Origin of the sequence: Desulfomicrobium escambiense DSM 10707, from assembly GCF_000428825.1 — a bacterium.
Taxonomy (GTDB): Bacteria; Desulfobacterota; Desulfovibrionia; order Desulfovibrionales; family Desulfomicrobiaceae; genus Desulfomicrobium; species Desulfomicrobium escambiense.
The window spans coordinates 194,022-219,857 of the sequence record NZ_AUAR01000004.1 but is presented as its reverse complement, the minus strand read 5'-3'; the positions used below and the strand labels follow the sequence as shown (position 1 = coordinate 219,857).

The following is a 25,836-nucleotide window of genomic DNA, read 5'->3' as shown; positions in this document are numbered from 1 at the left end:
ACCGGTGGAAACCAAAAAATCAGCCTCGCCTTGCCCTGCCTTCATCCTTGGGCGGCGCCAGCGGCGCACCGCACTTTTCGCAGCGGTCCCTGCGCCTGTCGTCGACCGAAGCCTGCTGCCTGTGTCCGCAGTGCGGGCAGACCAGCGTCCGGCCCATCAGTTTACGCACCATCTCGACGAGAAACATCACGCCTCCCCCGGGCCGGTCCCGGCCCCGTCGCCGTGTCCGAGAAAAAGCCCAGCCTTGTCCGAAATCACGCTCTGTTCGCCAAAGACATGGGCCCTGTCACCGGCGGCGAAGACCCAGTCAGCGGCAGGATTGAGCACTGTCTTCCCGTCCCGCTGCACCGCCACCACGGTCAGGCCATGCTCCTTGCGCAAGTGGGTCTGGGCCAGGCTCCTGCCTTCGACGAACGCCCCGGGCGCCACCGCCAGCACCATGGCACCAAAGGATGAGCACGTCCCTTCCAGGCTGCAGGCGTCGGCCGTGTTCAGCATGGACCGCCTGAGCATCCCGTACCCCTCGGCCCGGATCTCGCGCACGAAGCGCTCGATGTCCGCCTTGGGCACCAGGTACGTCGACAGGACGCGGATGAACATCTCGACGGAGGTCTCGTACTCCTCGGCCACAACCTCCTCTGCGCCGAGCTGCATGAGAGGCTCGATCTCGGCAACAAAGCGGGTGCGCACGACGATGTGCAGGGCCGGGTTGTGAGCCCGGGCCGTGGCCACGATGCGGCCGATGGCCGCCGGGTCCGAAATGACCACGGCCAGGATGCGCGCCTTGGCCACGTTGATGTGTTCGAGTACCGCCGCCTGGGACGCGTCGCCGTAAAGTATGGGCTCGCCCTTGGACCGCTCCCGGCGCACGGTGTCGGGGTTCATCTCCAGGATGACGTAGCGGATGCCGGCCGCCTTGGCCGCCCGAGCCAGGTGCCTCCCACCCAGGCCGAAACCCGCGATGATGAGGTGGTCGCTCATTTCGGCCTCGGCCTCCCTGGGCGGCGCGGCCTTGAGGCCGGGCGGCATGAGCCTGACCAGGCGCTCGGAGATGGCCGGGACTGCGGCGATGAGAAAGGGCGTCACGGCCATGGTCATGATGGCCACGGCCAGGAAGTACTGGTATTCCGTGTCCGTGAGCAGATTGCTGCCCATGCCCACGCCGGCCAGGACGAAGGAAAACTCGCCGATCTGGCACAGACACAGGCCGCCCAGGATGGCCACATGCCACGGATAGCCAAGGAGCCGGCCGGCCACGGCGGCCAGGGCGGCCTTGAGGACCAGGATGGTCGCGGTAAGTCCAAGGACCTGCGGCAGGTGCGTGATGACAAAGGCCGGGTCCAGGAGCATGCCGATGGACACGAAGAAGACGCTCGTGAACACGTCGCGGAAGGGCAGCACCCCTTCCAGGGCCGAATGGCTGTACTCGGACTCGCTCATGATGAGCCCGGCCAGGAAGGCGCCCAGGGACAGGGACAGGCCGACGTTCGACGTCAGCAGGGCGATGGCGAAGCACAGGCCCAGCGTGGTCATGAGGAAGAGCTCGCGGCTACGCGTGCGGATGACGGCCTCCAGAACGCGCGGGATGAGCTTCCTGGCGGCGACGAAAAGGACCCCGCCGACCAGGGCCGCCTTGACGGCCATCTCCCCCAGAGACAGCCAGGGGTTCCCCCCCGCGCCGGCCAGCAGGGGCACGAGGAGCATCATGGGCACCACGGCCACGTCCTGGAAGATGAGCATGCCCAGGGAGATGCGCCCGTGGGGCGCGCCCAGCTGGGCCTTCTCGGCCAGGAGCTTGAGCACGATGGCCGTGCTCGACAGGGCGGCCAGGAAGCCGATGAACACGGCCTTGCCGAGCCCCACCCCGAAGACCATGAAGGGCAGCTCGAAGACGGCGATGGTCAGCAGGACCTGGGCCGCGCCGCCGATGAAGACCGGTTTCCTCAGGCGCTGCAGCTCGTCCAGGGACAGCTCCATGCCGATAACGAACAGCAGCAGGATGACCCCGATCTCGGCGAAGATCTCGACCTCGTGCTCCGCGCCCACAAGGCCCAGCCCATACGGCCCGGCCAGGACGCCCGTCAGCAGGAAGCCGATGACCGGGGGGATCTTGAAGCGGTGGCTGGCGATGATGACGGCACAGGACAGGCCGAAGATCATGACCACATCCGACAGAATGGGTATTTCGACGCTCATGCCCCGCTCCCGGATGCCTGCTGCGGCCGCACGCGCCGCCGGTAGCTATCTGCGAATTCCAGGAGCCGCCTGGCCCTGCGCTCCATGTGCGCCACCCATGCCTCGAGGACCTCGCCGCCCTCGGCGGTCATGACGTACACCCGTTTGGCCGGCCCGGACCCTTCGGCCTCCCACCTGGATTCGACGAGCTTCTCCTCCTCCATCTGGCGCAGGTGGCGGTAGACCATCCCCGGCGGGACTTCGTCGCGCAGGAAGCCATATTCGGGCAGCCGCTGCAGCAGCTGATAGCCGTAGGACGGCCCGTCCAAGAGAGCCATGAGAATCGACGGCTGGATGTATCGTTCGGGCTTGGCACTGCCTGCGTGTCGTGCGCCGGATTCTTTTTCACTCATTGACATATATCCTTTGAGAACATATTTTCATTTACAACAAACCACTCCAACCAGGGAGGCCATATGAGCAGCTTTATTTTTGTACGTGAAAGACGCAAGGTCGAAAAGGGTGAAAAGCGCCCCCGCTTCCGCGTGGTCGGCACCACCGGCGATATCAAGATTCACGCGGAACACGCCCGCAAATGCGAACTGGACGAGATCGCCCGGGTCAGCGGCGCGCAGATCGTCTATCTGCCCAGCGACGGGGATGGAAAGGAAGGCATGAAGAAGGGCGAATAGCCCGGTCAGCCGATTCTCTGCCGAAAGAAAGGCCGACCCTTTGCGGGGTCGGCCTTTTTTCGTGGCATCAAGACCGTGTCAGTCCTTGTAGACGATGGTCCCGACATGCTCGCCGTTCAGTGCGGCCAGAATGTGCTCGGGATGCCGCAGGGCGTCGATGACCTGGAATTGCTTCAGGCACTTGGAGTTTTTGAGGAAGGTCAGGACAGGCCGCTCGACGATGAGATCGTCCAGATCCATGGTCATCAGGTCGGAGACCGAGATGCGATCGATGAACTGGAGTTCTTCGATGTTCTTGGCCTTCTTGGGATCGTCGCTGTACAGGCCGCGCTCGTCCTTCAGGTAGATGAGCGACTTGGCCCCGATGTTCTCGGCCAGCAGAAACGCCCCGCTGTCCGTGCGGTGCGGCGGAATGGAGCCGAATTCGGCCGGGTGCTCGAAGAACCCGTACGGGGGGATGCCCGTCGTGATGGGCAGGTAGCCCTCCTGGCAGAACATGGTCAGCTGCTCCAAATGGTCGCCGTGCCCGATGCGCACGCCGCCGTGCTTGGCCAGAAGCACGGCCAGCATCTCGGCGTTCTGGGACGAAACCTTGTCGCCGAGTTTGGACAGCACGCCCGTGGGCATGCCCAGGTCCACACCGATGTTGTAGACGTGGCGGGCGCGGGTGCCGCCGCCGGTCATGAGCAGGATCTTGAACTGCTCCTTGGCCTGGAGCAGCACGTCGATGATAGGGAACAACGCCTTGGAGCCGCGGTCCATGATGGACTGCCCGCCGATCTTGAGCACGTTCACGTCCGGGTGCATGCGGAAGTATTCCGCCGACTCGGTTTTGGCCAGGAACTTCTTGCTGACCAGGGACTCGCCCATGAGGGGGGTATCGATGTGCAGCCTGCCGGCTTCGGATTTTTCCTTGATGAGAGAAGAGCTCAATGTCGCCTCCGTGGTTGTGTGTGAATTTCCGTGAAGGCCCGGCGGAGCCTGAAGCCTCGACTTCCCGCGTACGCTTGACGCGCCGCGATCCCATGTCAGTCAAATAATCAAATCCCCGGCCGCATGCCAGGACAATCTGCGATTCATGGCCGTGTCAACCTCGCGTTTGCCGCCGTCGATAACGTTCTCGGATGCGCAGCCGAAGTCTTGGGCTGCAAATCCTGAAGAATATTTTCACAAGAATTAAATCACAATCAATATCGACATGTTAGAACAATCAGCCCTGTCTCAAAATTCTTGACGACATCTTCGAACATACGTATTTGTCTTCCATATAGACACGAAAATTATTTTAAGCGTGTCAATAAGTCAAGGGCCCAGTTCATTCCGCATCTGTCCCGATCCAGCGAGGTGACCACATGGCTCAAGAAACCCAGACAAAAACGGAAGCTCACGCCTCTTCTCCGGAACGCCCAGGCAGCAGGGCCGGCAAACTCCTCAACGATTTCCGGTTCGATCGCGTCGAACTGGCGGGGTCGTTCGGTGACCTGGGGACCCTGCTCCCGATTGTCGTCGGCATGATCCTCATCAACAAGCTCAGCCCCACGACCGTCTTCCTTTCTTTCGGTATTTTCTACATCATAACAGCTTGGTATTACAAACTTCCCGTGCCGGTTCAACCCTTGAAGGCCGTGGGTGCCATCGCCATCGCCTTTCCGGGCGAAATCACGGAACCCGTCATCGGAGCGGCGGGCGTAATTTTCGGAGGTCTGCTCCTGCTGTTCTCCCTGACAGGCATCGTGGACAGGCTGGCGAAGCTCTTCACGCCGCCGGTGGTGCGGGGCATCCAGCTTGCGCTGGGGCTGGTATTCCTCAGGAAGGGGGTCGAACTGATCGTCACGAAGGACCTCTTCATGTCAGGAGTGGCTGGCCATTTTCCGGATTCGAACATCAACCTGATCCTGGGCTTCATCGTCTTCGCCCTCGTACTGCTCCTGCTCGACAACAAGCGGGTGCCGGCAGCCATCGCAGCCGTGGGCTTGGGCATTGCGTCCGGATACCTGCTGGGCGGCCTCGACGGGCAGGTCCTGGCCCTCGGCCCGACAAGCGTCCGGGTCATGTCGTTTTCACTGCACGACCTCTGGACAGCCTTCATCATGCTGATCCTGCCCCAGATACCCCTGACCATCGGCAACGCCTGCGTCGGCACGGCGGATACATGCTCGGTCCTCTTCCCCGAGGACCCGAAGCTGGCCAAGGCCAAGGCGGGCAGTTTCGCCTTCACCATGGGACTGGCCAACCTGCCTGCGGGATTCTTCGGCGGCGTCCCCATGTGCCACGGCACCGGCGGACTGGCGGCCCACTACCGCTTCGGTGCGCGCACGGGGGGAGCCCCCCTGATGATCGGGGCCATCTTCGTCGTCCTGGCCCTGGTCTTCGGGCAGGCCGGCTTCACCTTCCTGACGCTTATCCCCAACTCCGTGCTGGGCGTTCTGCTGATCTTCGCCGGCCTCGAACTGTGCCCCCTCGTCAGGAGCCTGAAGGCCAACGAGGAGTATTTCGTCGCCCTGCTGATCAGCGGCATTTCTCTCGCCGTCCCGAACATGGCCTGGGCCTTCGGCATAGGCATCCTCGCGGACCTCTTCATCCGCAAGGCGAAAATCAAGATCTAGCAAGCCTTATCACAAGACGCGCCGGCAGAGGCACGGCATCCGCCGGACGAAAGCAAGCGCCCCGCATGTGCGGGGCGCTTCGTTGTGCAGACTTTCCGTGAAGTCGATCTGGCCAGCGTGTTTCCGCTTCGGCACAGGACCGCCTCGACAACTCGGCCGGCACTCATCCGGGATTTCACCACGTTGCTCGAAACTCCTGTCGGCAGGCAGCGTCGGGGGGCAACAACCCTCCGGGAACGGCTTGTCCCGAAGGCTAATAAATCGGGCAGCTCGGCGGCAGGTCCGGCACACGCCCCCGGGCCAGACATTGCTGGAGCTCTTGCCATAAACCCGCCCTGTTTTCCCTGGCTACGACCTGCACGCCCATCCATTTTTCGCAGGACGGAGACAACCCCACCGGATTGCTGACCCATGCGTACCCGGCCCGGACCATCTCTTCGTTGACACTCATGCCCTCGATCCAGACCAGACTGCGCATGCGGCCAAGCAGATCGCGCCCGACGTTGATGACATGAATCGACTTGCTTTCGACCAGCCGTGCAAAATACTGCGTACACTCATCGCCGAAATACTGGGTCTTGCGCGGCGCCTCCACTCCGTACAAATGAATGCGAACAATTTTCCCGTTGCAATTCATGACCTCTACAGTGTCACCGTCCAAGACATTGACGACTCGTCCCTGCCATGCATCGACCCTACCCGGCATGAGAACCAGCATGGCCAGGAGGAAACCAGTGTGCACCACTGCACGCAGTACAACCCAGTGATCCAACGGAAAGGCCTGAGAGAGGATAACGATCATTCCTGAATGCCGAGTGCTTCTACTCACTTTACCCCCGTGCGAGTTCGCCAAATTTTTGTCAAAGTCATACGGAAAAAAATACGAAACATCACGAACACATCAGACTGCTTCACCACAACGGGATAATTTTCTTTCCCGCTTTCTGACTGCAAACTCTTCCCGTCGACATGTTCGGGACGTCTCACTGCAAACAACGGACCGAAACGAAGACCAGGGCATTGACGAACAGACGCTTCTCGGATCATTTGCATGGTCGGAGGGCTCACCATGCGCGCATTCAAGGGCTCCTTGCAGCTCAAGTTCGTCTCGTCCATCATCTGCATCGTCGTGCCACTGCTGGGGATCATCTTCTTCTGGCAGGCCATGGCCGAGGAGCGGCAGGCCTGGACGCAGATGATCAACCAGGCCCGCGTGCTGACCCGCCAGATCATCCTGACCAGGCAGTGGGTGTCCGACAGCCAGGGCGTGTTCATCCGCCAGGACTCGCCCGGCGCCCAGGGCGGCGGGGGCTTCTATTCCGACCTGCTGCCAACGGAGCGCGGAACCCTGCAGCGCTTCACGCCGTCCATGGTCACCAAGCGCCTTTCCCTCTACTCTTTCAGCCAAAACCTCTACCGCTTCCGCCTGGCCGGACTGGCGCCCATGAACCCCGAAAACCGCCTCGACGACTTCGAGATGGAGGCCATCCGCAGCTTCGCCCAGACCGGCAGCCAGGAGTACTACGCCCTGGACAGGGGCGACGGCGATGCCGTCTTCCACTACTCCGCCCCCCTCTTCGTCGAAGAGGCCTGCCTGTCCTGCCACAAGAACTACACCAGCGGGACCATCAGCGGCTGTCTGAGCGTCTTCCTGCCGGCCCAGCACGTGCTCGACGCCCTCGGACGCAGCCGGGCCCAGCTCTTTGCCTCGGCCCTGGCCCTTATCGTCCTGACGGTCCTGACCCTCTACTTCCTGGTCCGCCACCTCGTGCTCAAGCCCCTTGGGCGACTGGAAGCCGTGGCCGACGGCATTAGCCGAGGAGAGTTTCCGGGCGAGGTGCGCATCGGCAGCGGCGACGAGATGGACCGCCTGGGCAAGGCGCTCCAGGACATGAGCGGCAAGCTGGTGGAGAGCCGTTTCCGGCTGGAGGAGAAGGTCAGGAACGCTACGGGCGAATTGGCCCTGGCCAACGAGGAACTGAAAACCCTGGACCGCCTCAAGACGGATTTCCTGGCGACCATGTCCCACGAACTGCGCTCGCCCCTGACCTCCATCCGCGGCGGCTTGGACTACCTGCGCCGCACCGAGACCGCCTCCGACAGGCAGGACTACCTGCAGATCATGGACAAGAACCTGCGCCGCCTGGTGCATCTGGTCACGGACATCTTCGACATCACGCGCATCGAGGCGGACAAGGTGCAATGGAACTTCGCCACGGGCGACCTGTCCGAACTGGTGGCCGAGGTGGTCGAGATCATGGCCCAGCAGGCCGAGGAGCGGGACGTGCGGCTGCGCTTCGACCCGGCCGGTCCCATGCCCGCGCGCATGGACCTGGAGCGCATCGAGCAGGTTCTGGTCAACCTCACGGACAACGCCGTCAAGTACTCTCCTCCAGGGGGGACGGTGAGCTTCGAGCTCGCCCGTGAGGGAGGGGAAGTCCGAGTCAGGGTCAGGGACCAGGGGCCGGGTGTGTGCCCGGAGGACAGGGAGGCCATCTTCAAGAAGTTCCACACGGCGCCGTCGTCGGGACGGGGGGAGAAGCCGGGCGGGACGGGGCTTGGCCTGGCCATCTGCAGCCAGATCGTGCGCGCCCACGGCGGGAGGATCTGGGTCGAGGACAACCAGGACGAGGGCAGCGTCTTCACCTTCACCCTGCCGGCAGGGAGGCTCCCGTGAGCACGGCGCGGCGCATCTTCGCCGTCGGCGACATCCACGGCTGCAACGCCAGGCTGACCATGCTCCTGGAACGCCTGCCCCTGGACCTGGAACAGGACGCGCTGGTCTTTCTCGGGGATTACGTCAACAGAGGGCCTGACTCGCGCGGGGTCATCGAGACGCTCCTGGACCTGCGCTCCCGCTGCCCACGCGCCGTGTTCCTGATGGGCAACCACGAGGAGATGCTGCTGGAATACGCCGCCGACGGCGACATCGACAGGCTCAGGCTCCTGCACGAGATGGGCGTCGAGGCGACCCTGGCCAGCTACGGCGCGGCCATGCGCGACCTGCAGGGCCTGTCCTTCCTGCCCGACTCCCACCGGGAATTCCTGGGTTCCCTACGCATGTCCTGGGCCAGCGGGCCGTACCTCTTCGTGCACGCCGACGCCTGTCCCCTGGCCGGCGACGCGGGGACCGCCCGGAAGGGCCACACTCCCGCCGCGGACCAGCTCCTGGCCAGCCGGCGCCTGGCCGGAGAAACGCCGACGGGTTCAGACCAGCTGGTGGTCTTCGGCCACACGGCCTTCGCCACGCCGCTGGTCCGGCCCGACCGCATCGGCATCGACACCGGTGCGGTCTACGGGAACATGCTCACCGCCCTGGAACTGCCGGCCATGCGCTTTCATCACGCCTGACCGCCCCCCTCGTCCCCGTCGAGAATCTTCGCCGAGTCGTAGACCCCGTCCAGGAAGCCGCGTGCCAGACGATGGGCCGTGCCGTCGTCGCGCATGACCGCGTCCAGGCACCGGCTGAAGCCGATCAGGCGGCCGAGCATGACCAGCCTGGCCCTGACGGCCTCCCGGCTGGCGCCGGTCAGGGAGGCCGTGACCAGATCGCCCTTCACGGACGTGACGAACCCGCTCTCTTCGAGCACCTCGCGCAGGAAGAGCGCGCGGCGGCTCGTGCGCTCGGCGCTCGTGCCGCCGCCCTTGAAGCGGAAGCGCACGTAGTTGGCCTGGGCGCTCCCCCCGCACACGGCGTCGAGCATGGCGAAGTGGTATTCGACGCGGCTGTTGAGATTGAGGTAGTCCCGGGCGGCCAGGGCATAGTTGAAGGAGCCCACTGGGCGGGCCGAGGCCGCGTCGAGCATGTTGCGCGAGAAGAGCCCCGACAGGGCCGAGCCCACGGCCCCCGGATGCCAGGACAGACCGGGCGTGGTCAGGCCTTCGCACAGGGCGGCCAGGGGCCTGGAGAGGATGTCGCCGGGGCCGAGGACCCGACGCCGCAGGCCGCCCCACCGGACCCCGGGCGCAGGGGCGTCGCGCCGCAGCCCGCCGCCCACGTCGACCACCAGGAAATGAAAGGGCACGCCGATGTCCAGAGGATGGAGCAGCCCGCCCGCCTCCTCCATGACCATGTCCCCGGCGTGGAACATGGCCAGCACGGCCATCTCGTGCGTGTAGCGGATGAGGTCGTGCAGGGAACGGCACTGGGCCAGGGAAAAGGTCGGGCCGTAGGCGTCGGTCAGGTTCAGCGGCGCCACCCGGCTGCGCAGCGTCTCCCGCGACGGGTCCAGGGTGCACCGCGCGGAGCCGTCCTGGGCCGCGCCACGCGTCCGTCCGCCCTGCGCGGGGAAGGCGGACCACAACTCGGGCGAGGCCTCGGTCACCTGGCCGTTGTCCGCGTCCAGCACCACCCACTGCTGCGCCCGCAAGGTCCGAGTCGCCCCGGCCGCGCCGGTGATCATGGGCAGGCCGAGCTCACGCGCGATGCATGACAGGTGGTCCGTAGGGTTACCTTCGTCGACGACGAGGCCGGCGAAGCGGGCCAGGTGCGGCGAGGCCTCGACCATGCTTTGGGGCAGAACCAGGACGCGCGTCCCGTCTTCGGCCTCGGGCATGGCCGCGACAACCTCCTCGAGTTCCGCCGCGCCGCGCACCGTCAGGACCCGACCCACGGCCTTGCCGGCGCCAGCGCACATGCCCGTGACCAGTGGCTCGGCCAAGGGGCCGGCCGGAGCGGCGCCCCCGCCGGCGACACGCAGGGGCCGGGCCTGCAGCAGATGGATATTCCCGTCCTTGTCCAGGGCCCACTCGATGTCCTGGGGCATGCCGTACAGGTTTTCGACCATCTCGCCGAAGCGCGCGAGGCGACCGACCTGCTCCGGGGAAAGGAGCGCCACCTCCCGTTCGGCTTCGGGCACCTCCTCCTGGCGCACCCCGCCCGCCCCGTCCGCCACCTCGCGCACGGTCTTGCCGGCGACGAAGACCTCCCCCTCCCCTTCTCCCTCGGGGGCGTCCGAACGCCTGGGCCGGTACAGGTCCGCGGGGGCCGCGCCGCCCACGGCCAGGGTCCCCAGTCCGGGCACGGCGCTTACGAGCATGCGTCCGCTGCCAGGGCGCCCCGGATCGCGGGTCATGAGCACCCCGGCCGCACGGGCCCGGACCATGCCCTGCACGAGCACGGCCAGGTCAAACGCCGCCGGATCCATGCCGATGCGCTGCCGGTAGGCCATGGCCCGGGCTCCGAAGCCGCTGGCCACGACCTCGCGGAAGGCGTCGAAAAGCGCCTCGTCCCCGACGACGTTGAGGACCGACGTATACTGACCGGCAAAGGAATGGGCCGCCGTGTCCTCGGCCACGCCGCTGCTGCGCACCGAGACGGCCGCACCGTTCGCAACGGCCGCGCCCATCGCGCGATGACAGGCCGACAGGGCCCCGGCCAGATCGGGCGGCAGGGGCGCGGACAGGATCATCTCCCGGATGGCCGCGGCCGCCTCCGCAAAACCGGCCCGTCCAGCCTCCACGTCGCCCATGGCCCTCCTGACCCCGGCCTCGATCCCGCCCTGCTGCAGAAACCTGCGGCAGGCCCGCACCGTGCAGACGAAGCCGTCGGGAACCGGCAGGCCCATGCGCCGCAGGGTGGCCAAGTTGGCGGCCTTGCTCCCGGCCAGACGGTGCGCGGACGGGTCGACCGCATCCAGGGGGAGGCAGGGCGCCGCGTGGCGCGGCAGGCTCGCCAGGGCCGCCAGGCTCTCGCGCACGTCGCCGGACATGCGGCCGTGCAGGGCGTAGAGTTCCTCATGGGCGTCGGCGGACAGGAGATTGAGGCCGTCGACCAGTTCGAGGGTCACGGCCAGGAGCTCCTCGGCCAGGGGGGACAATTCCTCGTCTTCGCCGCGGGCCAGGACGCGGTCCAGGTCGATGACCAGTTCCAGGGCCCGGCCGTTGTTCTCCAGAAACACGCGGAACGCGTGATAGCGCGCCTTGACCTCGTTCAGGGCCAGCTCCTCCCGCTCGGCCCGGCGGGCGCGCCAGCGGTCGACGATCAGGCGCCACGGGTTCACGTCGTCGCCTCGGCCGTCTCGACAGGCTCGTCCGAAACAGGGGGAGGCATGAACCGCGCGGAAAAATCGTCGAGGATGCGCCCGACGTCCCCCTCGTCGCCCATGACCGTGTCCATCTGCCGGCAGTAGGCGGTCAGGGCACCGAGGGTCTCAAGGGCCACACGCAGGCTGTAGTCCTCGGCCAGCTTGAGGCGCCCGACCACGAGGTCGGCCTCGCGCGTGACCAGGAAGTCCATGCGTTCGAGGACCAGGGCGATGAAACGGGCCCGGCGCTCGCGGCGCTTTCCCGCGGCCAGCCCGCCGGCGAAGCGGAAATAGACGTAGTTGCGGCTTTGCTCCGGGCCCAGATAGGCGTCGACCACGCTGAAATGGTAGCCCATGCGCAGGCTCAGATTGAGGTAGTCCGCCCCGGCGACGGCCAGAGAGGCGCCCTGGGCCTCGGTCCCGCCTTCGAGCATACCCATGGTCCTGGGCATGTTGGCCATGATGTCGCCAAGGCCCAGAGCCGAGGCGCCGTCATCCCAGGCCGCCGGCCGGTTCAGGCCACGCAGGAAGATCTCGAAGGGAACCGAACGCACGTCGTCCACGCCGACCTCATCCCCGGCCGCGGGGTCCACACCCCCGCCGACGTCGAGAACCCGCATGTCCAGAGGCACCCCCGCATGGAGACGACGCGAACGGATGGCTCCGAGGCCGGGCCGCCGCTCCTGGAAATGAGCCAGTTCGTCCACGGCGCGGTCGTGGCAGAAATGAAGGATGTCGTGCATGGTGCGGCAGCCCTGGACCGAAAAGCCGGGCGCTGCGGGGTTGACCAGGTGCAGGGGCATGATGAAGCGCAGCAGGCGGCGCAGGGTCCGGTATTCCGGATCCGTCGGGCTCAGGTCGCCGGCCGCGCCGTGCCGCAGCAGGGAGTCCAGGACACCGTCGTAGACCACGCCTTCGCCCGCATCGACGGTCACGCTGCGGCCGTCGGGGATGAGGCGTGTGGCGTCGGCCAGCCCGAAGACGGCCGGCAGGCGCAGCTCGCGGGCCACGGTGGCCAGGTGGCCGGCGGCGGTGCCGTACTCCGTGACCACGGCCGAGGCCATGCGCAGCACGGGCGTCAGGCGGGGCGAGGCCGTCCTGGCCACGGCCACGGCGCCGAGCGGAAAGTCCGCGGGCGCAGTGTCCTCGCGCACATGCACGGCCAGGCCGGCGGCCACGCCCGACTGCACGAGCTGGCCGCCCCTGGCCAGCACCGTGGCGCGGGCCATCTCCTCGGCCAGTTCGCCGTCCGAAGGCGCCTCCAGGCGCACGGGCCGGGGGCTGACGCGGCAGATGACGCACGCCTCCCCGGCGGCCTCGCGCCACTGCGCCTCGACCGGCACGCCCAACATGCGTTCCAGGGTCATGGCCGTCTCGGCCAGGGATTTGAGGGCCGAAAGCGGGATCAGGGCCGAGCCGCGGCCCATGGAGCGGCTCACGGCGTCCGTGGCCCGGCGGCCGTCGGCGAAACGCCTGCCGCCCTGGCGCGGCGTGATCTCCGACCGGACCATGTCGAAGGGGTGGACACGCCGCAGGAAAAACGCATCGTTGCCCGCTCCGGTCTGACGGGCCTCCACATGCAACATCTCCGGCTCGTCCTGGGCGCGGGTGCGAACCGCCCCGCTCACGTCCGCCGTCGGCACGGACAGCACGAGCACCGCCAGCGGCCCCGGGCAGGCCCGCGCCTCCCGTTCGATGCGCCGAACGAGTTCCAGCGCGGCGGGCAGACTCCCTTCCGGGCCGTGGTCCGCCTCGAACGCGAAAAGGTCCCCGGGCAGATCCCCGACGTCCTCGACGAAATCCCCTCCGGCGCGCACTCCGGCGACAAGGAGCACGCTTCGCTCCTCGCCCATGGCCTGCAACGCCGCCGCCAGGGACGATTCGGCCGTCTCCCGCGCCGCCGAAGTCTCGACCGGCGTCCCGACCCGCCCCAGCAGCGCGTCCACACCGACCGTCGTAAGCACCGCGCCGCGCGCCGCGCGCACGCCCGCGTGGCGCCCAAGCTCGGCCAGGCAGACGGCCTCGATGCCGACCAGGGGCTCCAGCTCCCACCCGATGTCCTCCAGGGCGAGGACCGGCGCGCCGGCGCGGCCGGAGTTCCCTCCGGCCAGGATGGCGTCCAGGACGGCCAGGATGTCCTGATAGCGGTCGTAGAGGGGGACGTAGGCGTTGCCCGTCAAGGCGTTCAGGCAGTAGACGGCGTGGTGCACCAGGGACGAGACGCGGCGCACGGAGCTTTCCAGGAAGGGCCGGTCGAAGATGTACTCGCCGCCCAGGGCCTGCTCCATTTCGGCCATGCCGGCCAGGGCCGTGTTGTTCAGTTCGAGAATGGCCTTGAAATTGTGGAACAGCGCCTGCAGACGCCAGACGCTCATTTCCGGCGTTTTCCCCCGCCGTCTGAAGATGCCGGACCGTTTCACGGGCGCGCGCTCCTCATGCGATGCGGATCGGGGATGCGGACCGGTCCTTGCCGTCGCGCAGCTCACCCTCGATGCGTTTGACGCAGTCCACGATGTCGCCGAGCTTGAAGGGCTTGGCCACGAAATCGAAGGCGCCCTTGCGGAACGACTCCTTGGCCGTCTCCAGGGTGGCGAAGCCGGTGATAACGATGACCCTGGTCCGCGGCGACGATTCCAGCGCGCCGGACAGCACCTGCATGCCGTCGGCCCCCTCCATCTTCAGGTCGGTGATGACGATGTCGAAGCTCGCCTCGCGCAGCCGGGCCAGGGCGCCGGCGCTGTCCGTGAAGGTTTCGACGTCGTATCCGGCCTTCTGGAAGGCCGGCTTGAGCCGCTTGCAGACGATGGGCTCGTCGTCGAGCACCAGAATGCGCAGCCGCGCGCCGTCCTGTTCCGTTTCACTCCTCATGTTCACCTCCGATGGAATCGCGCATGGCCTCCAGGAAGGCCCGGACATGCCGGGCCACGTCCCGCTCGCTGTGCAGCCGGGCGTCGAGCTGGCGCGCATAGCCGACAAGGCCGCCGAGCATGCGCAGACGGTGGGCCATGCGGGCCGCGTCCAGCTTCTTGACCCTGCCTACGACGAGGTCGCCATGGATTTCAACCCGGAAATCATAGCGTTCGAGCACCTCGGCCACGAACCTGGCGCGCCTGGAGCGGCGGATGAAGTCCGTCACGCCGCCCAGGAAGCGGAAATAGATGTAGTTGTCGTTGAGCTCGTCGCTGCAGTACGCGTCGATGATGTTGAAATGATACCCGAGCCGCATGTTGAGATTCATGTAGTTGCGGAGCACGACCACGAGGTTGCGGCCCACGGCTTCGGGACCGGCCAGGGAGGCGCTGAAGGTGCGGGTCACGCTGGCCATGAAGCTGCCCAGGTCCACGGACACGGGCTCCGTGCACCACATGCCGCAGACGTCCATGCCGGCCAAAAACTCCCGCAGGGGAACCGAGACGACCTGATCCGGCCGGACGGTCTCGGATTCGGGCGGGCACTCGACCCCGTCGCCGCCGTCCACAAGCAGCAGGCCCAGCGGGGCCGACGTCAACAGGCGCCGCGGCGAGGACAGGTCGGCCGCGCCGCGCCGCTCGCTCAGGTGAATCAGTGCCTCCACCGCGCTCTCGTGGATGTAGCGGGTGATGTCATGGAAGGTCCGGCAGGCCGAAGGCACGAAATTCTCCCCGTGCGGGTCCACGAGGTTGAGGGGCGCGATGTGCTTGAGCAGGCGCCGCAGCAGCCGGTACTCGTAGGAATCCTCGAAGGCGTCGTCCTCGGTCAGTTCGAAGCGGCCCACGGCGCCGATGCGCCCCCGGAAGACCGCGTTGCGGGTCGTGTCGAGGGTGATCTCCTCGCCCTCGCGCAGCAGTGCGGTGGCCACGCCGGCGTTGACCAGCGTCGGCACGCGGAACTCGCGGGCGATGGTGGCCATGTGCCCGGTGGGCGAACCGACGTCGGTGATGATGCCGCGGGCCTGGCGCATGACGCGGGAATAGCGCGGCGAGGTGTGCCGGGCCACGAGGATGGCCCCGGCGGGAAAACTCTCCAGGTCGGCGTCGGAGCGGACCAGGCGCACCGGGCCCGAAGCCACGCCGCGCTGCGCCACCAGACCCCGGCCCTCGAAGATCACCTCCGCGTCCCATGGGACCGTTTCGGCCGCGGCCGGATTTTCTGCGGCGGTCGTGGTCAGGCGCAGAGGGCGGGTCTGCAGGATGTGCAGCGTCCCGCGCCCGTCGAAGGACCACTCGATGTCCTGGGGCCGCTTGTAGTACCGTTCGATGGCCAGGGCGGCGTCCGCCAGTTCCTGCGCCTGGGCCGCGGTCAGAAGCGGCTCCTCGTCCGGCCCGTCGTTCTGCGGGCTCACGGTGCGGATCGCGTGGGGCTCGATGCGCTCGACGAGCATGGAGACCGCCGGGCCGCTGCCGTCGACGACGGTCCGGCACCCGCCGTGCGCCGCGTCCACGGCCATGACCTCGTCGGCGGCCGGGGCGTAAGAATGGAGCACGCCGCTGACCCGCCCGCGGACCATGAGCTGGCAGCCAACGGCCATGGACACCTCGTGCTCGCGGTAGCCGCGCATGATGCGGTACCTCCAGGCCGTGGCCGAATAGGCGCTGGCCACCACCTCGCGGTAGGCGTCCATGACGCGGTCCGGGACCACGTCCAGCACCGAGGCGTACTGCCCCGCGAAACTCGATTCGCCGTCCTCGTGCCAGGCGCTGCTGCGCACGGCCAGCAGCGCGTCCAGTCCGTCCCGGCCGGCCACGAGCCGCGCGGCCGCGGACCCGACATCGCGGGCCAGCCCCCTCGGCAGCGGGGCGTCGAGGATGCGGCGGCGCATGTCGGCGGCCAGTTCGTCCAGGGCCGCGGCGTCTTCGCCGTCCCAGGCCGCGATGCCCTTGCGGGCGCGTTCCAGCAGCCCCGCGGCGTTCATGAAATCGAAAAAGGCGCGGGAGGTAATGACGAAACCCTCCGGCGCGGTCAGTCCGAGACGGCCCCTGATGTCGCCGATGTGGGCCATCTTGCCGCCGACCTGTTCGATCTGGTCGTGGCCGACGTCCCGCAGTTCCAGGATGTAGGCGTCGCCCTCCACCTGCGGCCGGCCGGCCAACTCCTGCCAGAGCAGGTTGCGGATGCGTTCGAAGGCCATGAACAGGTCAACGTTCTTGCGCTGCGTCAGCACGCTCAGGTCGGAGATGAGCTTGAAGACGTGGTCGCCCATCTGCTCTGTGGTCTGCTCGATGTAACGCCTGTCGAAAACGTATTCGCCCCCCAGCTTGTCCCCCATGTCGGCCATGAGTTCGAGGATGCGGTTGTTGCGCTCCAGGATGTGCTGGAACTTCTTGAACAGCACCGCGAACGGGAGCTGCCTGGGCTTGGGGCGCCAAAAGGCGAACACGTTTCCGAACAGGTTGGACATGATGGGGCTCCGGATCAGTGCGCGCCCTTGCTCTGGAAGACCAGCCCGATGGCCAGCCCGCTCAGGATGGCGATGACCGTGGCCAGGACGCCATACAGCAGGCCGTTGTCGAAGGCCATGTGGCTGAGCCAGGCGGGCAGTCCGACGAGCTTCGCCCTGACGGGCATGGACGCGGTGTCGAGCACGGCGCCGTCCTGAACCGCCAAGGCCTCCAGGGTATACTCGCCGGGACTGAGGGCCGAAGGAATGGCCAGGCTCGCGGTGAAAGCCCGGACTCCGTCCTTGTCTTCCGCGAACTGAACCTGCTGCGCGGATTCGGCGTAGAGGCCGTTCCCGATTTTCAGGCGCAGCAGTTCGGTCACGGCATCCAGTTCGTCCGCGGCTGCGGGGTGCTGCTGCTCAATGCTCTCGTGCAGGCCGCCGACGCGCAGGGCGGCCCCGGCAGCGCCCAGGTCGTCAAAGCTTCTGGAGGCCGCCACCAGGTAGACGCCGGGCACGTTCTCGAATTCCACCGTGCCGACATTCATCCACAACAATCCGAGAACCTTTCCTTTCTCGCGCAGGTGCAGCGTTTGCGGCGCACCGACGAGACGCAGCACCACGTCGCTCCCGGCCGGAACCTCGCCGGACACGCGCAGGGTCGTCCCGTCGTACAGGGCGTCCATCAGGATCTCGTCCGGCGAAGACGTCAGGTCGACCTGACCGGCCGCATGCGCGCTTCCCGCGGCCACCAGGCCGAGCAACAGGGAGATGCAGACGAATTTAAGCAAAGAAGCATGCATATCAATGTCCTCCCATGTACGCCAGAAGCACGTCGGGCCTGGCGAGCAGATCGTAGAGCATCTTGACCATGACCAGGAGCACCAGCGAGGCCAGCAGGATCTTCAGCTGCTCGCCGCCGAGCTTCTTGCCGAGCTTGGCGCCGACCTGGGCGCCGACGGAGGACGCCAGCAGAAGCAGCAGGGCCAGGACGAAATCCACGGTGTGGTTCTGGGAGGCCTGCATGATGGTCACGTTGATGCAGGTGAACAGGATCTGGAACAGGCTGGTCCCGACCACGACGTGCATGGGCATGCGCAGCAGGTAGACCATGACCGGCACCATGATGAAGCCGCCGCCCACGCCCATGATGGCCGCCAGCACGCCGACCAGGGTGCCAAGGACCAGCGGCATGAGCAGGGAGATGCGGATGCCCGAGCGCGGGAAGTCCATCTGCAGGGGCATGCTGCGGAGCATCCTGGCGTAGCCGGATTCGGGCTTGGACTTGGACTCGGCCTTGGGCTGCCCGGAAGCGCGCATGGACTGCAGGCTCTCCAGGAACATGTAGCCGCCCACGAACCCGAGCATGAGCACGTAGGTCAGGCTGATCAGGAAGTCCGCGTTGCCGAGCTGTCGCAGCACCTTGATGATCTGTACGCCGACGCTGCCGCCGGCGATGCCGCCGACCAGCAGCAGGAGACCCATCTTGATGTCCACGTTGCCCATGCGGAAATGGGCGAAGGTGCCGGAGGTCGAAGCCCCGACGATCTGGTTGGAGTCCGAGGCCGCGGCCACGGTCGGCGGGATGCCGAACATCATCAGCAGCGGGGTCATGAGAAATCCGCCGCCCACGCCGAATATGCCGGACAGAAGCCCGACGGCGCCCCCGAGTCCCAGGATGACGAGCACGTTCACGCTGTTCCCGGCAATGGGCAGATACAGGTTGAAGGACAGGTCCATACGCTCCTCTTCAGTTGAATGTATGTTTGATCGGGGCCACGACTTCCACCCTGCAGGCGACGCGATGCCGGATGGCCTTCAGGGAGGCGCACTCCCCGTCCGCGCTGCGCGTGTCCCCGTCGGTGGCTTCGTACACCAGCAACGTGACTCTGTTGTTCTGCGTAAAGGCGATCACCTCTTCCTCATAGACGCCCTCCGTGACGAAATAGTTGATGCGGACGCCTTCGGCCTTGAAGACCTCCAGCATGAGTTCGAGGCGCTCCCTGACCGTGGTCTCCAGTTGCGCTTCGGTATAGGACAGACTCCGCGACTGTGGCGGAATGACGAGCAGCACGTTCACGTGCACATGGACGCGCCTGGCCAGGGAGCAGGCGCGCGAAAGCGCCTCCCAGGCGTTGTGCTTAGCGTCGATGGCAACGAGAATGTTTTCCATGGGTTCCTCTCATTGCCGACGACAAAGCAAGCTTGATGCCTGGGAAGAATCTATTTTTTATTGTCAATAAATCGGATAGTTACGAATAAAAATACGTGCCGGGCGTTTTTTCTTATTTCATTATGAAACATGACATGTTATTCACAAAGTCACCTTGTTTCAAAATGAAATAACGATAGCCACGGAGTCCGGCATGAACAGCAGCCCGGCATCACAACCCTCCCCCTGGTACGCCCTGCTCCGCCAGATCCATTTCAGCTCCATCAAGGGCAAGATCTTCATCGTCTTCGCCGTCGCTTTCCTCTCCACTGGCGCCCTGACGGCCCTCAACTACTGGAACCTGTCGACGGTCATGGAGCGCATGGTGCTGAGCGAGCACTACGACGACCTGCTGAACAACATCCTGGAGATGCGGCGCTTCGAGAAGAACTACCTGATCTACGGCAGCCGCCTCAGCTTCACGGAGATCAGCGCGAACATGGACGCCATCGACGAACTCATCGACATGCTCCGGGACGACCTGCCGCGCTTGGTCGGCGCGCAGGAGTTCGACGGCTTCCAGCAGACCGCCGGCGACTACCGCAACTGCATCATCGCGCTGACCTCACCCGCGTCGCAGCAAGCCGGGGCGGCTTCCGCTCCGGGGGACCGGGACGTCCAGCTGCGCAACCTCCGCTCCCTGGGCAAGGTCCTGACAGATTCCGCCGAGCGCTACAGAAAGATCAAGCGCGCCCGGATCCACGACACGATCCAGCGCACGTCCATGCTGCCCTTCGCCTTCCTGGCCATCGTCCTCCTGCTCATGATCCTGCTCATCAAGCTCATCTCCAGCGGGCTGCTGCGTCCCCTGGACGTCATCCGCGACATGACCAGCGTCGTGGCCCGCGGGGATTTCAAGCCCATCTCCTACGACGGCGTCCGCCTGGAGGAGGTCGCGGGGCTCATCGACGCCTTCAACCGAATGGCGCGTGAACTGGAGGCCAATCAGGAAGACCTGCTGCAGGCCCGCAAGATCGCGGCCATCGGCACCTTCACCGCGGGCATCGCCCACGAGCTCAACAACCCCATCAACAACATCGCGCTGACGGCCGAGAGCTTCGACGAGGAATACGGGGAGAGGATCGACGAGGACGGGCGGGAAATGCTGCGCGACATCCTGAGCCAGTCGGAGCGCGCCGCGGACATCGTCAAGAACCTGCTGGACTTCTCGCGCACCGAGAGCCCGACCTTCCAGTGCCTCCCGCCGGGGCAGGTCCTGTCGAGCACCATCAGCCTCGTCAGAAACCAGGCCCACGTGGCGGGAATTCAGCTCGAACTGGAGCTGGAGGACGACCTGCCCTGCGTGCAGGGCAACCTGCGCAACCTGCAGCAGGTCTTCACCAACCTGCTCCTCAACGCCATCCAGGCCACGCCCGCCGGCGGGCGGATCGGCGTCTCGGCGCGGCTGGACCGGGAGGAGCGGCAGGTGCGCATGAGCGTGCTCGACAGCGGCCCCGGCGTGCCGCTGAACATCAGGCAACAGATCTTCGAACCGTTCTTCTCCACCAAGGAGGTGGGCAAGGGCACGGGGCTGGGACTGGCCGTGAGCTACTCCATCGTCAAGCGCCACGGCGGGCGCATCGAGGTCCACGGCGAGGAGGGTCAGGGGGCCGAGTTCGTGGTCACCTTGCCGATACCCAGGAACACGGACAGGAACATCGAGGAGGAGGGCGCATGAATCTGCGCGTGGCCATCGTCGACGACGAGGAAATAGTCTGCCGCCGCCTGAGCCAGGTCCTGGCCAAGGAAGGGTTCGAGGTCGAGGCCTTCATGATGGGGCGTTCCTTTCTGGAACGCATGGTGCAGCTGCCCTTCGACATCGTGTTCCTGGACATGCGCCTGCCGGACATCAGCGGCCTGGAGCTGCTGCCGCGCATCAAGTCCCTGCGTTCCGAGGCGGAAGTCATTATCGTCACCGGGCACCAGAGCGTGGAGACGGCCATCGAGGCCATCCGCAACGGAGCTTTCCACTACGTCTGCAAGCCGGTCAACCTGACCGAGATCCGCCTCCTGGCCCAAAACGCCAAGGACAGGATCGCCATGCGCCTGGAGAACATCAGGCTGCGCGAGGCCCTGAAGGGCGACACGGGGCTGTCGGCCATCATCGGCAACAGCCCCGCCATCCAGGAACTCTTCGCCATGATCCGCAAGGTCGCGCCCGTTGACTGCAACGTCCTCATCCAGGGCGGCAGCGGCACGGGCAAGGCGCTGGTGGCGCGCTCCATCCACCAGCTCAGCCCCAAGCGCGACCACCCCTTCGTGGCCTTCAACTGCGGCGGCTTCACGGACGAACTCATCAGCAGCGAGCTTTTCGGCCACGAACGCGGCGCCTTCACCGGCGCCACGGCGACCAAGGTCGGGCTGCTGGAGGCCGCGGCCGGGGGCACGGTCTTCCTGGATGAGATCGGCGAGATGCCCCTGCCCATGCAGGTCAAGCTTTTGCACGTCATCCAGGAGCGGCGCATCCTGCGCGTCGGCGGCACCAAGCCCATCGACCTGGATATCCGCATCATCGCGGCCACGAACAAGGACCTCAAGCACGAGGTGGAGATCGGGGCCTTCCGCGAGGACCTCTACTTCCGGCTCAACGTCGTCTCCCTGTGCCTGCCACCCCTGGCCGACCGCCGTGAGGACATCCCGCTGCTGGTGCGCCATTTCACCGAGAAGTACAGCCTGGCCTTCCACAAGCAGATCAGCGGCATCAAGCCCCAGGCTCTGCAGCTCCTGTGCGGCTACAGCTATCCTGGAAACGTGCGCGAACTGGAGAACATCGTCGAGAGGGCCGTGGCCCTGACGGACAACGAGGAGATCGACATCCAGGACCTGCCGCGGGACCTGCAGCAGCTGGAGTTCAAGACCATCGAGGGCGACGGGCTGCCGACCCTGGAGGAGATGGAACGCCGCTACATCGTGAAGGTGCTGGAGAAGACGGGCTACAGCAAGAGCCTCACGGCCCAGGTGCTCGACATCCCGCGCACCACGCTGTGGCGCAAGCTCAAGGCCTACGGCATCGAGTGACGGGGCGGTTCTTTGCGGGAAGGAAGCGGCGATTCGCCCGGCTGTTCGCAGACGATCTTTTTTGTCCGCGGCAAAATAATCATTGACACCCAGGCACGAACCACCTAGACGTCTCTGGTCCTGACGGGAGTGAACGGCATCATGTGAAACGCCTTTTCGCGGCCCGGCTCCTTCTGGTAGCTGTTTACAGAAGGAAAACGGATATTTTTTTTACTTTTTTTCTTTTGAGGTTATTGTCTTGGCTAAGAACATCTATGTTGGTAATCTGCCCTGGTCCACCACCGATGCCGATCTGCGGAACATGTTTTCCCAGCACGGTGAAGTCACTTCCGCCCACGTCATCGAAGACCGTGAGACCGGCCGTTCCCGTGGCTTCGGCTTCGTCGAGATGGACGAAGAAGGCGCCCGCAAGGCCATCCAGGCCCTGAACGGCGCTGACATGCAGGGCCGCGCCCTGAAGGTCAACGAGGCCCAGCCGCGCGAAAGCCGCCCGTCCCGTCCCCGTTACTAAGCCGCATCATCAGATCACGAAGAAGCCCGTCCCAGACGGGCTTTTTTTTGGCCCGCCGTTCACCCGCAGTCCGATTTCCGACCGGTTCACCGCCCCCATAACACGTGGCGCCAGACTCCACGACTCTCCCAAGACATCGCAGCGGTTCGACCCGGAGCGAACATTCCCCCCTACGTCGCCTCGAACCTGTATCCCACGCCGGGGATGGTCAGGATGAGACGCGGCGCCTGGGGGTTTTCCTCGATCTTCTTGCGCAGTCGCTGCACGTGCACGTCCACGGCCCGGCTGTTGGCGTAGAGTTTGGAGTCGGCCCAGTTCTGGCCCTGAATGAAGTCGCGCGACAGGGTCTCGCCGGCATGGGAGACGAAAAGCTCAAGCAGGGCGAACTCCGTCCTGGTCAGATCGACCTCCCGGTCCTGGATGGTGGCCGTGTGGTCGCGGTAGTTCAGGCAGACCTCGCCCGAACGGCACGTCGCCGCGGGCTCGCTGCGCCGCGCGCGGCGCAGGACGGTCCGGATGCGGGCCGAGAGTTCCAGGGCGTTGAACGGCTTGACCAGGTAGTCGTCGGCTCCGCATTCGAGCCCGAGCAGCTTGTCGGCCACCGTGTCGCGGGCCGAGAGCATGATGACCGGCACATCGCTGTCCCGGCGCAGGATCTGACAGACCTTGATGCCGTCGATATCGGGCAGGCCGAGGTCCAGCAGGACAAGATCCGGCGCCTGCGCTTCCACCGCCGCCAGGCCGGCGCCGCCGCTCGACGCGCTCCGCACGGCAAAGCCGTCGAGTTCAAGGTTGGCGGTCACGGTCTTGACGATGTCCTGGTCGTCATCGATGATGAGAATGCTCTGACGTGTCATGAAAACCCTTGAGAATCCGAGCCGTTGAAGATTCAGGCCAGCCTATCGGCAGCCTCCGGCCATATCCGATACACATGTTTCAATTTCGTTACAACTTTAACTCCCAAAACGTGATTTTTTGTGGTATCGAGCCTAGATATTTGAAGCCCGACCAAGCTGGATGTGGTCGGACACAGTGAAGGACCCGGTTCACGCACCTGTACAGGAGGGAGTATGACCCAAAAGAAAGATGCATCCCGTGGACGCGGATGGCGGCTCGCGCTGCCCCCGGCCATCGCGGGCATCGTGGTAACGGTCGGGGCCGCCCTGGCCATGACGGCCACGGATCAGGCCATGTTCTGCGGCAGTTGCCACTCCATGGCCGAAGCGGCGCTGACGCACAAGAGATCCGTGCACGCCGAACTTGCCTGCAACGAATGCCACGCCCCGCACAACCTCGCCGCAAAGCTTCCGTTCAAGGCCAAGGAAGGCACCAGGGACATCCTGGCCACGGTCACCAGCACCATCCCGGACCTCATCCACCCCGGAGAGGACACCAAGGCGGTGACCCAGGAGAACTGCCAGCGCTGCCACAGCGCGACCACGTCCACCGTGGTCATGCAGAGCAAGACGTTCTGCACGGACTGCCACCGTCACGTTCCCCACACTCCGAAAATCCCCGTAGCCAAAAGGAGCGCCGCCGATGCGTAGCACCAGAACACTTTTCATCATGCTGGCCGTGGGCATGTCCCTGGCCTTGGCCGCCTGTTCCGACGTCACCGAGCCCAAGACCCCTGAATTCAAGACCAAGCTCAAATCCGACGAAATCAAGAATTCCGCCTTCAAGGCCGAATTCCCGCTGCACTACGAAACCTACCTGCGCAACAACGAATCGACGATCATGACCGAATACGGCGGGTCCGTGCCGTACAACAAACACGACAACGTCCATCCGCTGCCCGAGGGCTACAAGCACGCCCAGCCCTACCTGAAGAACCTCTGGCTCGGCTACCCCTTCAGCTACGAATACCGCGCCGCGCGCGGCCACACCTACGCCATGAAGGACATCCTGAACATCGACCGCCTGAACCGCTACGACGAGAAGGCCGGCCTGCCCGCCACCTGCTGGAACTGCAAGGGCGCGAAGATGAACGAATGGATCGGCAAATACGGCGACGACTTCTGGGCCAAGGATTTCAACCAGTTCCGCGAAGAAGTCGACATGGACGAAAACACCATCGGCTGCGCCAACTGCCATGATCCGGCCAACATGGAACTGCGCCTCTATTCCGTGCCCCTGCAGGACTACTTGAAGGCCGAAGGCAAGGATTTCAAGACCCTGCCGCGCAACGAGCAACGCGCCCTGGTCTGCGGCCAGTGCCACGTGGAATACTATTTCCAGGACAAGGGCTTCGGCCCGGCCAAGAAGCCCGTCTTCCCCTGGGCCGAGGGCAAGGACCCCGAACAGATCTACGCCTACTACAAGACCCACGGCGACACCAAGACCCCCGGCTTCGAGGGCAACTTCGTGGATTGGGTGCACCCCGTGTCCCAGACCCCCATGCTCAAGGCCCAGCACCCCGAGTACGAAACCTGGCACAACGGCGTGCACGGCGCGGCCGGCGTGAGTTGCGCCGACTGTCACATGAGCTACACCCGCCTCGACGGCAAGAAGAAGATGTCCAACCATCACTGGACCTCACCACTGAAGGACCCGGACATGAAGGCCTGCCGCCAGTGCCACACGGACAAGTCGCCCGACTACCTGCGCCAGCGCGTCATCTACACTCAGGACAAGGTCTGGGAACAGCTCATGGTCGCCCAGGACATCTCGGTCAAGGCGCATGAAGCCATCCGCATGGCGAACGAATTCCAGGGCGAGAAGCCGGCCGACTACGACCAGCTCATGATCGACGCCCGCGAAATGTGCCGCAAGGGCCAGTTCTTCTGGGACCTCATCTCCGCCGAGAACAGCGTCGGCTTCCACAACCCGACCAAGGCCCTGGACACCCTGGCCAAGTCCCAGCAGTACAGCCAGAAGGCCGTGGACACCGCCATCAAGGCCGCGGCCTTCACCACGGCCCAGGCCCTGTCCGGCGACATCAAGGAACTCGTGCCGCCCATTCTGGAACACAGCCGCAAGCTGCAGATGGACCCCGAGCACATGACCAAGCACCAGTGGTTCAAGTACCTCAAGCTCACGCCCAAGTCCGAACAGATCTGGGACGAAAACCGGCGCTTGGTGCCCAAGCCGGCCGCCGGCTGACATCGCCCTTTCCCGCATCACTGCACTCGACGGGGTTCCGGCACAGCGCCGGAACCCCGTTTTCAGTTCCGCGAACCCCGATTCGTCCATGAGTAGCCGGATTTTTCGCGGCCGAGCCTTGTTCTTTTCCCCCAAACA

General features: G+C 65.4%; 22 protein-coding genes. 9 read left to right on the top strand and 13 right to left on the bottom strand.

Annotation, left to right across the window (positions count from 1 at the left end; all coding sequences use genetic code 11):
* Positions 1-19: 19 nt before the first annotated feature.
* The 3 genes from G394_RS21115 to G394_RS18090 are packed head-to-tail and all read right to left on the bottom strand — an operon-like array spanning position 20 to position 2,588.
* Entirely contained in the window at positions 20-190 is a 171-nt protein-coding gene (locus tag G394_RS21115; protein WP_156902458.1) for a transposase, read from the bottom strand.
* Complete coding sequence (locus G394_RS18095; protein ID WP_051306970.1) at positions 187-2,196, bottom strand: monovalent cation:proton antiporter family protein; 2,010 nt, start codon at positions 2,194-2,196, stop codon at positions 187-189. Before G394_RS18095 ends, G394_RS21115 begins: the two co-directional genes overlap by 4 nt.
* Complete coding sequence (locus G394_RS18090) at positions 2,193-2,588, bottom strand: PadR family transcriptional regulator (protein ID WP_051306969.1); 396 nt, start codon at positions 2,586-2,588, stop codon at positions 2,193-2,195. Before G394_RS18090 ends, G394_RS18095 begins: the two co-directional genes overlap by 4 nt.
* 63 nt (positions 2,589-2,651) lie before the next feature.
* On the opposite strand from G394_RS18090, the gene G394_RS0105370 reads away from it, so the two are divergent.
* Positions 2,652-2,867, top strand: coding sequence for a hypothetical protein (locus tag G394_RS0105370; protein WP_028576783.1), 216 nt, complete (start codon positions 2,652-2,654; stop codon positions 2,865-2,867).
* A 78-nt stretch (positions 2,868-2,945) separates the two neighbouring features.
* On the opposite strand, the gene G394_RS0105365 is transcribed toward G394_RS0105370, so the two are convergent.
* Positions 2,946-3,737, bottom strand: a complete 792-nt coding sequence (locus G394_RS0105365) for an amino acid kinase family protein (RefSeq protein ID WP_051306975.1) — start codon at positions 3,735-3,737, stop codon at positions 2,946-2,948.
* Between the two features lie 482 nt (positions 3,738-4,219).
* Between G394_RS0105365 and G394_RS0105360 the strand changes: the two genes are divergently transcribed.
* Complete coding sequence (locus tag G394_RS0105360) at positions 4,220-5,473, top strand: putative sulfate/molybdate transporter (RefSeq protein WP_051306968.1); 1,254 nt, start codon at positions 4,220-4,222, stop codon at positions 5,471-5,473.
* Positions 5,474-5,726: 253 nt separating this feature from the next.
* Here G394_RS0105360 and G394_RS0105355 read toward each other — a convergent pair whose 3' ends face one another.
* Entirely contained in the window at positions 5,727-6,275 is a 549-nt protein-coding gene (locus tag G394_RS0105355) for a thermonuclease family protein (RefSeq protein ID WP_028576780.1), read from the bottom strand.
* Between the two features lie 267 nt (positions 6,276-6,542).
* Between G394_RS0105355 and G394_RS0105350 the strand changes: the two genes are divergently transcribed.
* Complete coding sequence (locus G394_RS0105350) at positions 6,543-8,150, top strand: ATP-binding protein (RefSeq protein WP_169725534.1); 1,608 nt, start codon at positions 6,543-6,545, stop codon at positions 8,148-8,150.
* Positions 8,147-8,824 carry a metallophosphoesterase family protein gene (locus G394_RS0105345; protein WP_028576778.1) on the top strand — a complete coding sequence of 226 codons (678 nt, stop codon included), beginning with the start codon at positions 8,147-8,149 and terminating at the stop codon, positions 8,822-8,824. Before G394_RS0105350 ends, G394_RS0105345 begins: the two co-directional genes overlap by 4 nt.
* On the opposite strand, the gene G394_RS18085 is transcribed toward G394_RS0105345, so the two are convergent.
* Genes G394_RS18085 through G394_RS0105310 form a run of 7 tightly spaced genes read right to left on the bottom strand, consistent with a single transcriptional unit; the run spans position 8,815 to position 19,028 of the window.
* Positions 8,815-11,475, bottom strand: a complete 2,661-nt coding sequence (locus G394_RS18085; RefSeq protein ID WP_051306967.1) for a PEP/pyruvate-binding domain-containing protein — start codon at positions 11,473-11,475, stop codon at positions 8,815-8,817. The two genes, G394_RS0105345 and G394_RS18085, sit on opposite strands and share 10 nt — an antisense overlap.
* Positions 11,472-13,874, bottom strand: coding sequence for a PEP-utilizing enzyme (locus tag G394_RS18080; RefSeq protein ID WP_156902456.1), 2,403 nt, complete (start codon positions 13,872-13,874; stop codon positions 11,472-11,474). The genes G394_RS18085 and G394_RS18080 overlap by 4 nt, the downstream gene beginning before the upstream one ends.
* Before the next feature lie 58 nt (positions 13,875-13,932).
* Positions 13,933-14,367: a response regulator gene (locus G394_RS0105330; protein WP_028576777.1), complete on the bottom strand. Its 435-nt coding sequence runs from the start codon at positions 14,365-14,367 to the stop codon at positions 13,933-13,935.
* Positions 14,357-16,876, bottom strand: a complete 2,520-nt coding sequence (locus G394_RS0105325) for a PEP/pyruvate-binding domain-containing protein (RefSeq protein WP_028576776.1) — start codon at positions 16,874-16,876, stop codon at positions 14,357-14,359. Before G394_RS0105325 ends, G394_RS0105330 begins: the two co-directional genes overlap by 11 nt.
* 14 nt (positions 16,877-16,890) lie before the next feature.
* On the bottom strand, positions 16,891-17,658 hold the full coding sequence (locus G394_RS0105320) for a TIGR02186 family protein (RefSeq protein ID WP_028576775.1): 768 nt from the start codon (positions 17,656-17,658) through the stop codon (positions 16,891-16,893).
* 1 nt (position 17,659) lies between these two features.
* Complete coding sequence (locus tag G394_RS0105315; RefSeq protein ID WP_028576774.1) at positions 17,660-18,595, bottom strand: sulfite exporter TauE/SafE family protein; 936 nt, start codon at positions 18,593-18,595, stop codon at positions 17,660-17,662.
* 10 nt (positions 18,596-18,605) lie between these two features.
* Positions 18,606-19,028, bottom strand: coding sequence for a universal stress protein (locus G394_RS0105310; protein ID WP_028576773.1), 423 nt, complete (start codon positions 19,026-19,028; stop codon positions 18,606-18,608).
* Positions 19,029-19,221: 193 nt separating this feature from the next.
* Here G394_RS0105310 and G394_RS0105305 point away from each other — a divergent pair, with 193 nt between their 5' ends.
* The 3 genes from G394_RS0105305 to G394_RS0105295 all read left to right on the top strand — a co-directional run bounded on the left by G394_RS0105305 (position 19,222) and on the right by G394_RS0105295 (position 22,596).
* Entirely contained in the window at positions 19,222-20,745 is a 1,524-nt protein-coding gene (locus G394_RS0105305; RefSeq protein WP_051306965.1) for a sensor histidine kinase, read from the top strand.
* Positions 20,742-22,085 carry a sigma-54-dependent transcriptional regulator gene (locus G394_RS0105300; protein ID WP_028576771.1) on the top strand — a complete coding sequence of 448 codons (1,344 nt, stop codon included), beginning with the start codon at positions 20,742-20,744 and terminating at the stop codon, positions 22,083-22,085. The genes G394_RS0105305 and G394_RS0105300 overlap by 4 nt, the downstream gene beginning before the upstream one ends.
* Before the next feature lie 238 nt (positions 22,086-22,323).
* Positions 22,324-22,596 (top strand): RNA recognition motif domain-containing protein, encoded by a 273-nt coding sequence (locus G394_RS0105295; RefSeq protein ID WP_028576770.1) that lies wholly within the window; start codon positions 22,324-22,326, stop codon positions 22,594-22,596.
* Positions 22,597-22,766: 170 nt separating this feature from the next.
* On the opposite strand, the gene G394_RS0105290 is transcribed toward G394_RS0105295, so the two are convergent.
* Complete coding sequence (locus G394_RS0105290; RefSeq protein WP_028576769.1) at positions 22,767-23,453, bottom strand: response regulator transcription factor; 687 nt, start codon at positions 23,451-23,453, stop codon at positions 22,767-22,769.
* A gap of 213 nt (positions 23,454-23,666) precedes the next feature.
* Here G394_RS0105290 and G394_RS0105285 point away from each other — a divergent pair, with 213 nt between their 5' ends.
* Both G394_RS0105285 and G394_RS0105280 read left to right on the top strand, forming a co-directional pair.
* On the top strand, positions 23,667-24,143 hold the full coding sequence (locus G394_RS0105285) for a cytochrome c3 family protein (protein ID WP_028576768.1): 477 nt from the start codon (positions 23,667-23,669) through the stop codon (positions 24,141-24,143).
* Entirely contained in the window at positions 24,136-25,698 is a 1,563-nt protein-coding gene (locus G394_RS0105280; protein WP_028576767.1) for an ammonia-forming cytochrome c nitrite reductase subunit c552, read from the top strand. Before G394_RS0105285 ends, G394_RS0105280 begins: the two co-directional genes overlap by 8 nt.
* Positions 25,699-25,836: the final 138 nt, after the last annotated feature.

What these genes read in the sequence shown, in the direction of transcription:
- G394_RS18095 (WP_051306970.1), bottom strand. Translation starts at nt 2,196, where the DNA reads ATGAGCGTCGAAATACCCATTCTGTCGGATGTGGTCATGATCTTCGGC.
- G394_RS18090 (WP_051306969.1), bottom strand. Translation starts at nt 2,588, where the DNA reads ATGAGTGAAAAAGAATCCGGCGCACGACACGCAGGCAGTGCCAAGCCC.
- G394_RS0105370 (WP_028576783.1), top strand. Translation starts at nt 2,652, where the DNA reads ATGAGCAGCTTTATTTTTGTACGTGAAAGACGCAAGGTCGAAAAGGGT.
- G394_RS0105365 (WP_051306975.1), bottom strand. Translation starts at nt 3,737, where the DNA reads ATGGGCGAGTCCCTGGTCAGCAAGAAGTTCCTGGCCAAAACCGAGTCG.
- G394_RS0105360 (WP_051306968.1), top strand. Translation starts at nt 4,220, where the DNA reads ATGGCTCAAGAAACCCAGACAAAAACGGAAGCTCACGCCTCTTCTCCG.
- G394_RS0105355 (WP_028576780.1), bottom strand. Translation starts at nt 6,275, where the DNA reads ATGATCGTTATCCTCTCTCAGGCCTTTCCGTTGGATCACTGGGTTGTA.
- G394_RS0105350 (WP_169725534.1), top strand. Translation starts at nt 6,543, where the DNA reads ATGCGCGCATTCAAGGGCTCCTTGCAGCTCAAGTTCGTCTCGTCCATC.
- G394_RS18080 (WP_156902456.1), bottom strand. Translation starts at nt 13,874, where the DNA reads ATGAGCGTCTGGCGTCTGCAGGCGCTGTTCCACAATTTCAAGGCCATT.
- G394_RS0105330 (WP_028576777.1), bottom strand. Translation starts at nt 14,367, where the DNA reads ATGAGGAGTGAAACGGAACAGGACGGCGCGCGGCTGCGCATTCTGGTG.
- G394_RS0105325 (WP_028576776.1), bottom strand. Translation starts at nt 16,876, where the DNA reads ATGTCCAACCTGTTCGGAAACGTGTTCGCCTTTTGGCGCCCCAAGCCC.
- G394_RS0105320 (WP_028576775.1), bottom strand. Translation starts at nt 17,658, where the DNA reads ATGCATGCTTCTTTGCTTAAATTCGTCTGCATCTCCCTGTTGCTCGGC.
- G394_RS0105315 (WP_028576774.1), bottom strand. Translation starts at nt 18,595, where the DNA reads ATGGACCTGTCCTTCAACCTGTATCTGCCCATTGCCGGGAACAGCGTG.
- G394_RS0105310 (WP_028576773.1), bottom strand. Translation starts at nt 19,028, where the DNA reads ATGGAAAACATTCTCGTTGCCATCGACGCTAAGCACAACGCCTGGGAG.
- G394_RS0105305 (WP_051306965.1), top strand. Translation starts at nt 19,222, where the DNA reads ATGAACAGCAGCCCGGCATCACAACCCTCCCCCTGGTACGCCCTGCTC.
- G394_RS0105300 (WP_028576771.1), top strand. Translation starts at nt 20,742, where the DNA reads ATGAATCTGCGCGTGGCCATCGTCGACGACGAGGAAATAGTCTGCCGC.
- G394_RS0105290 (WP_028576769.1), bottom strand. Translation starts at nt 23,453, where the DNA reads ATGACACGTCAGAGCATTCTCATCATCGATGACGACCAGGACATCGTC.
- G394_RS0105285 (WP_028576768.1), top strand. Translation starts at nt 23,667, where the DNA reads ATGACCCAAAAGAAAGATGCATCCCGTGGACGCGGATGGCGGCTCGCG.
- G394_RS0105280 (WP_028576767.1), top strand. Translation starts at nt 24,136, where the DNA reads ATGCGTAGCACCAGAACACTTTTCATCATGCTGGCCGTGGGCATGTCC.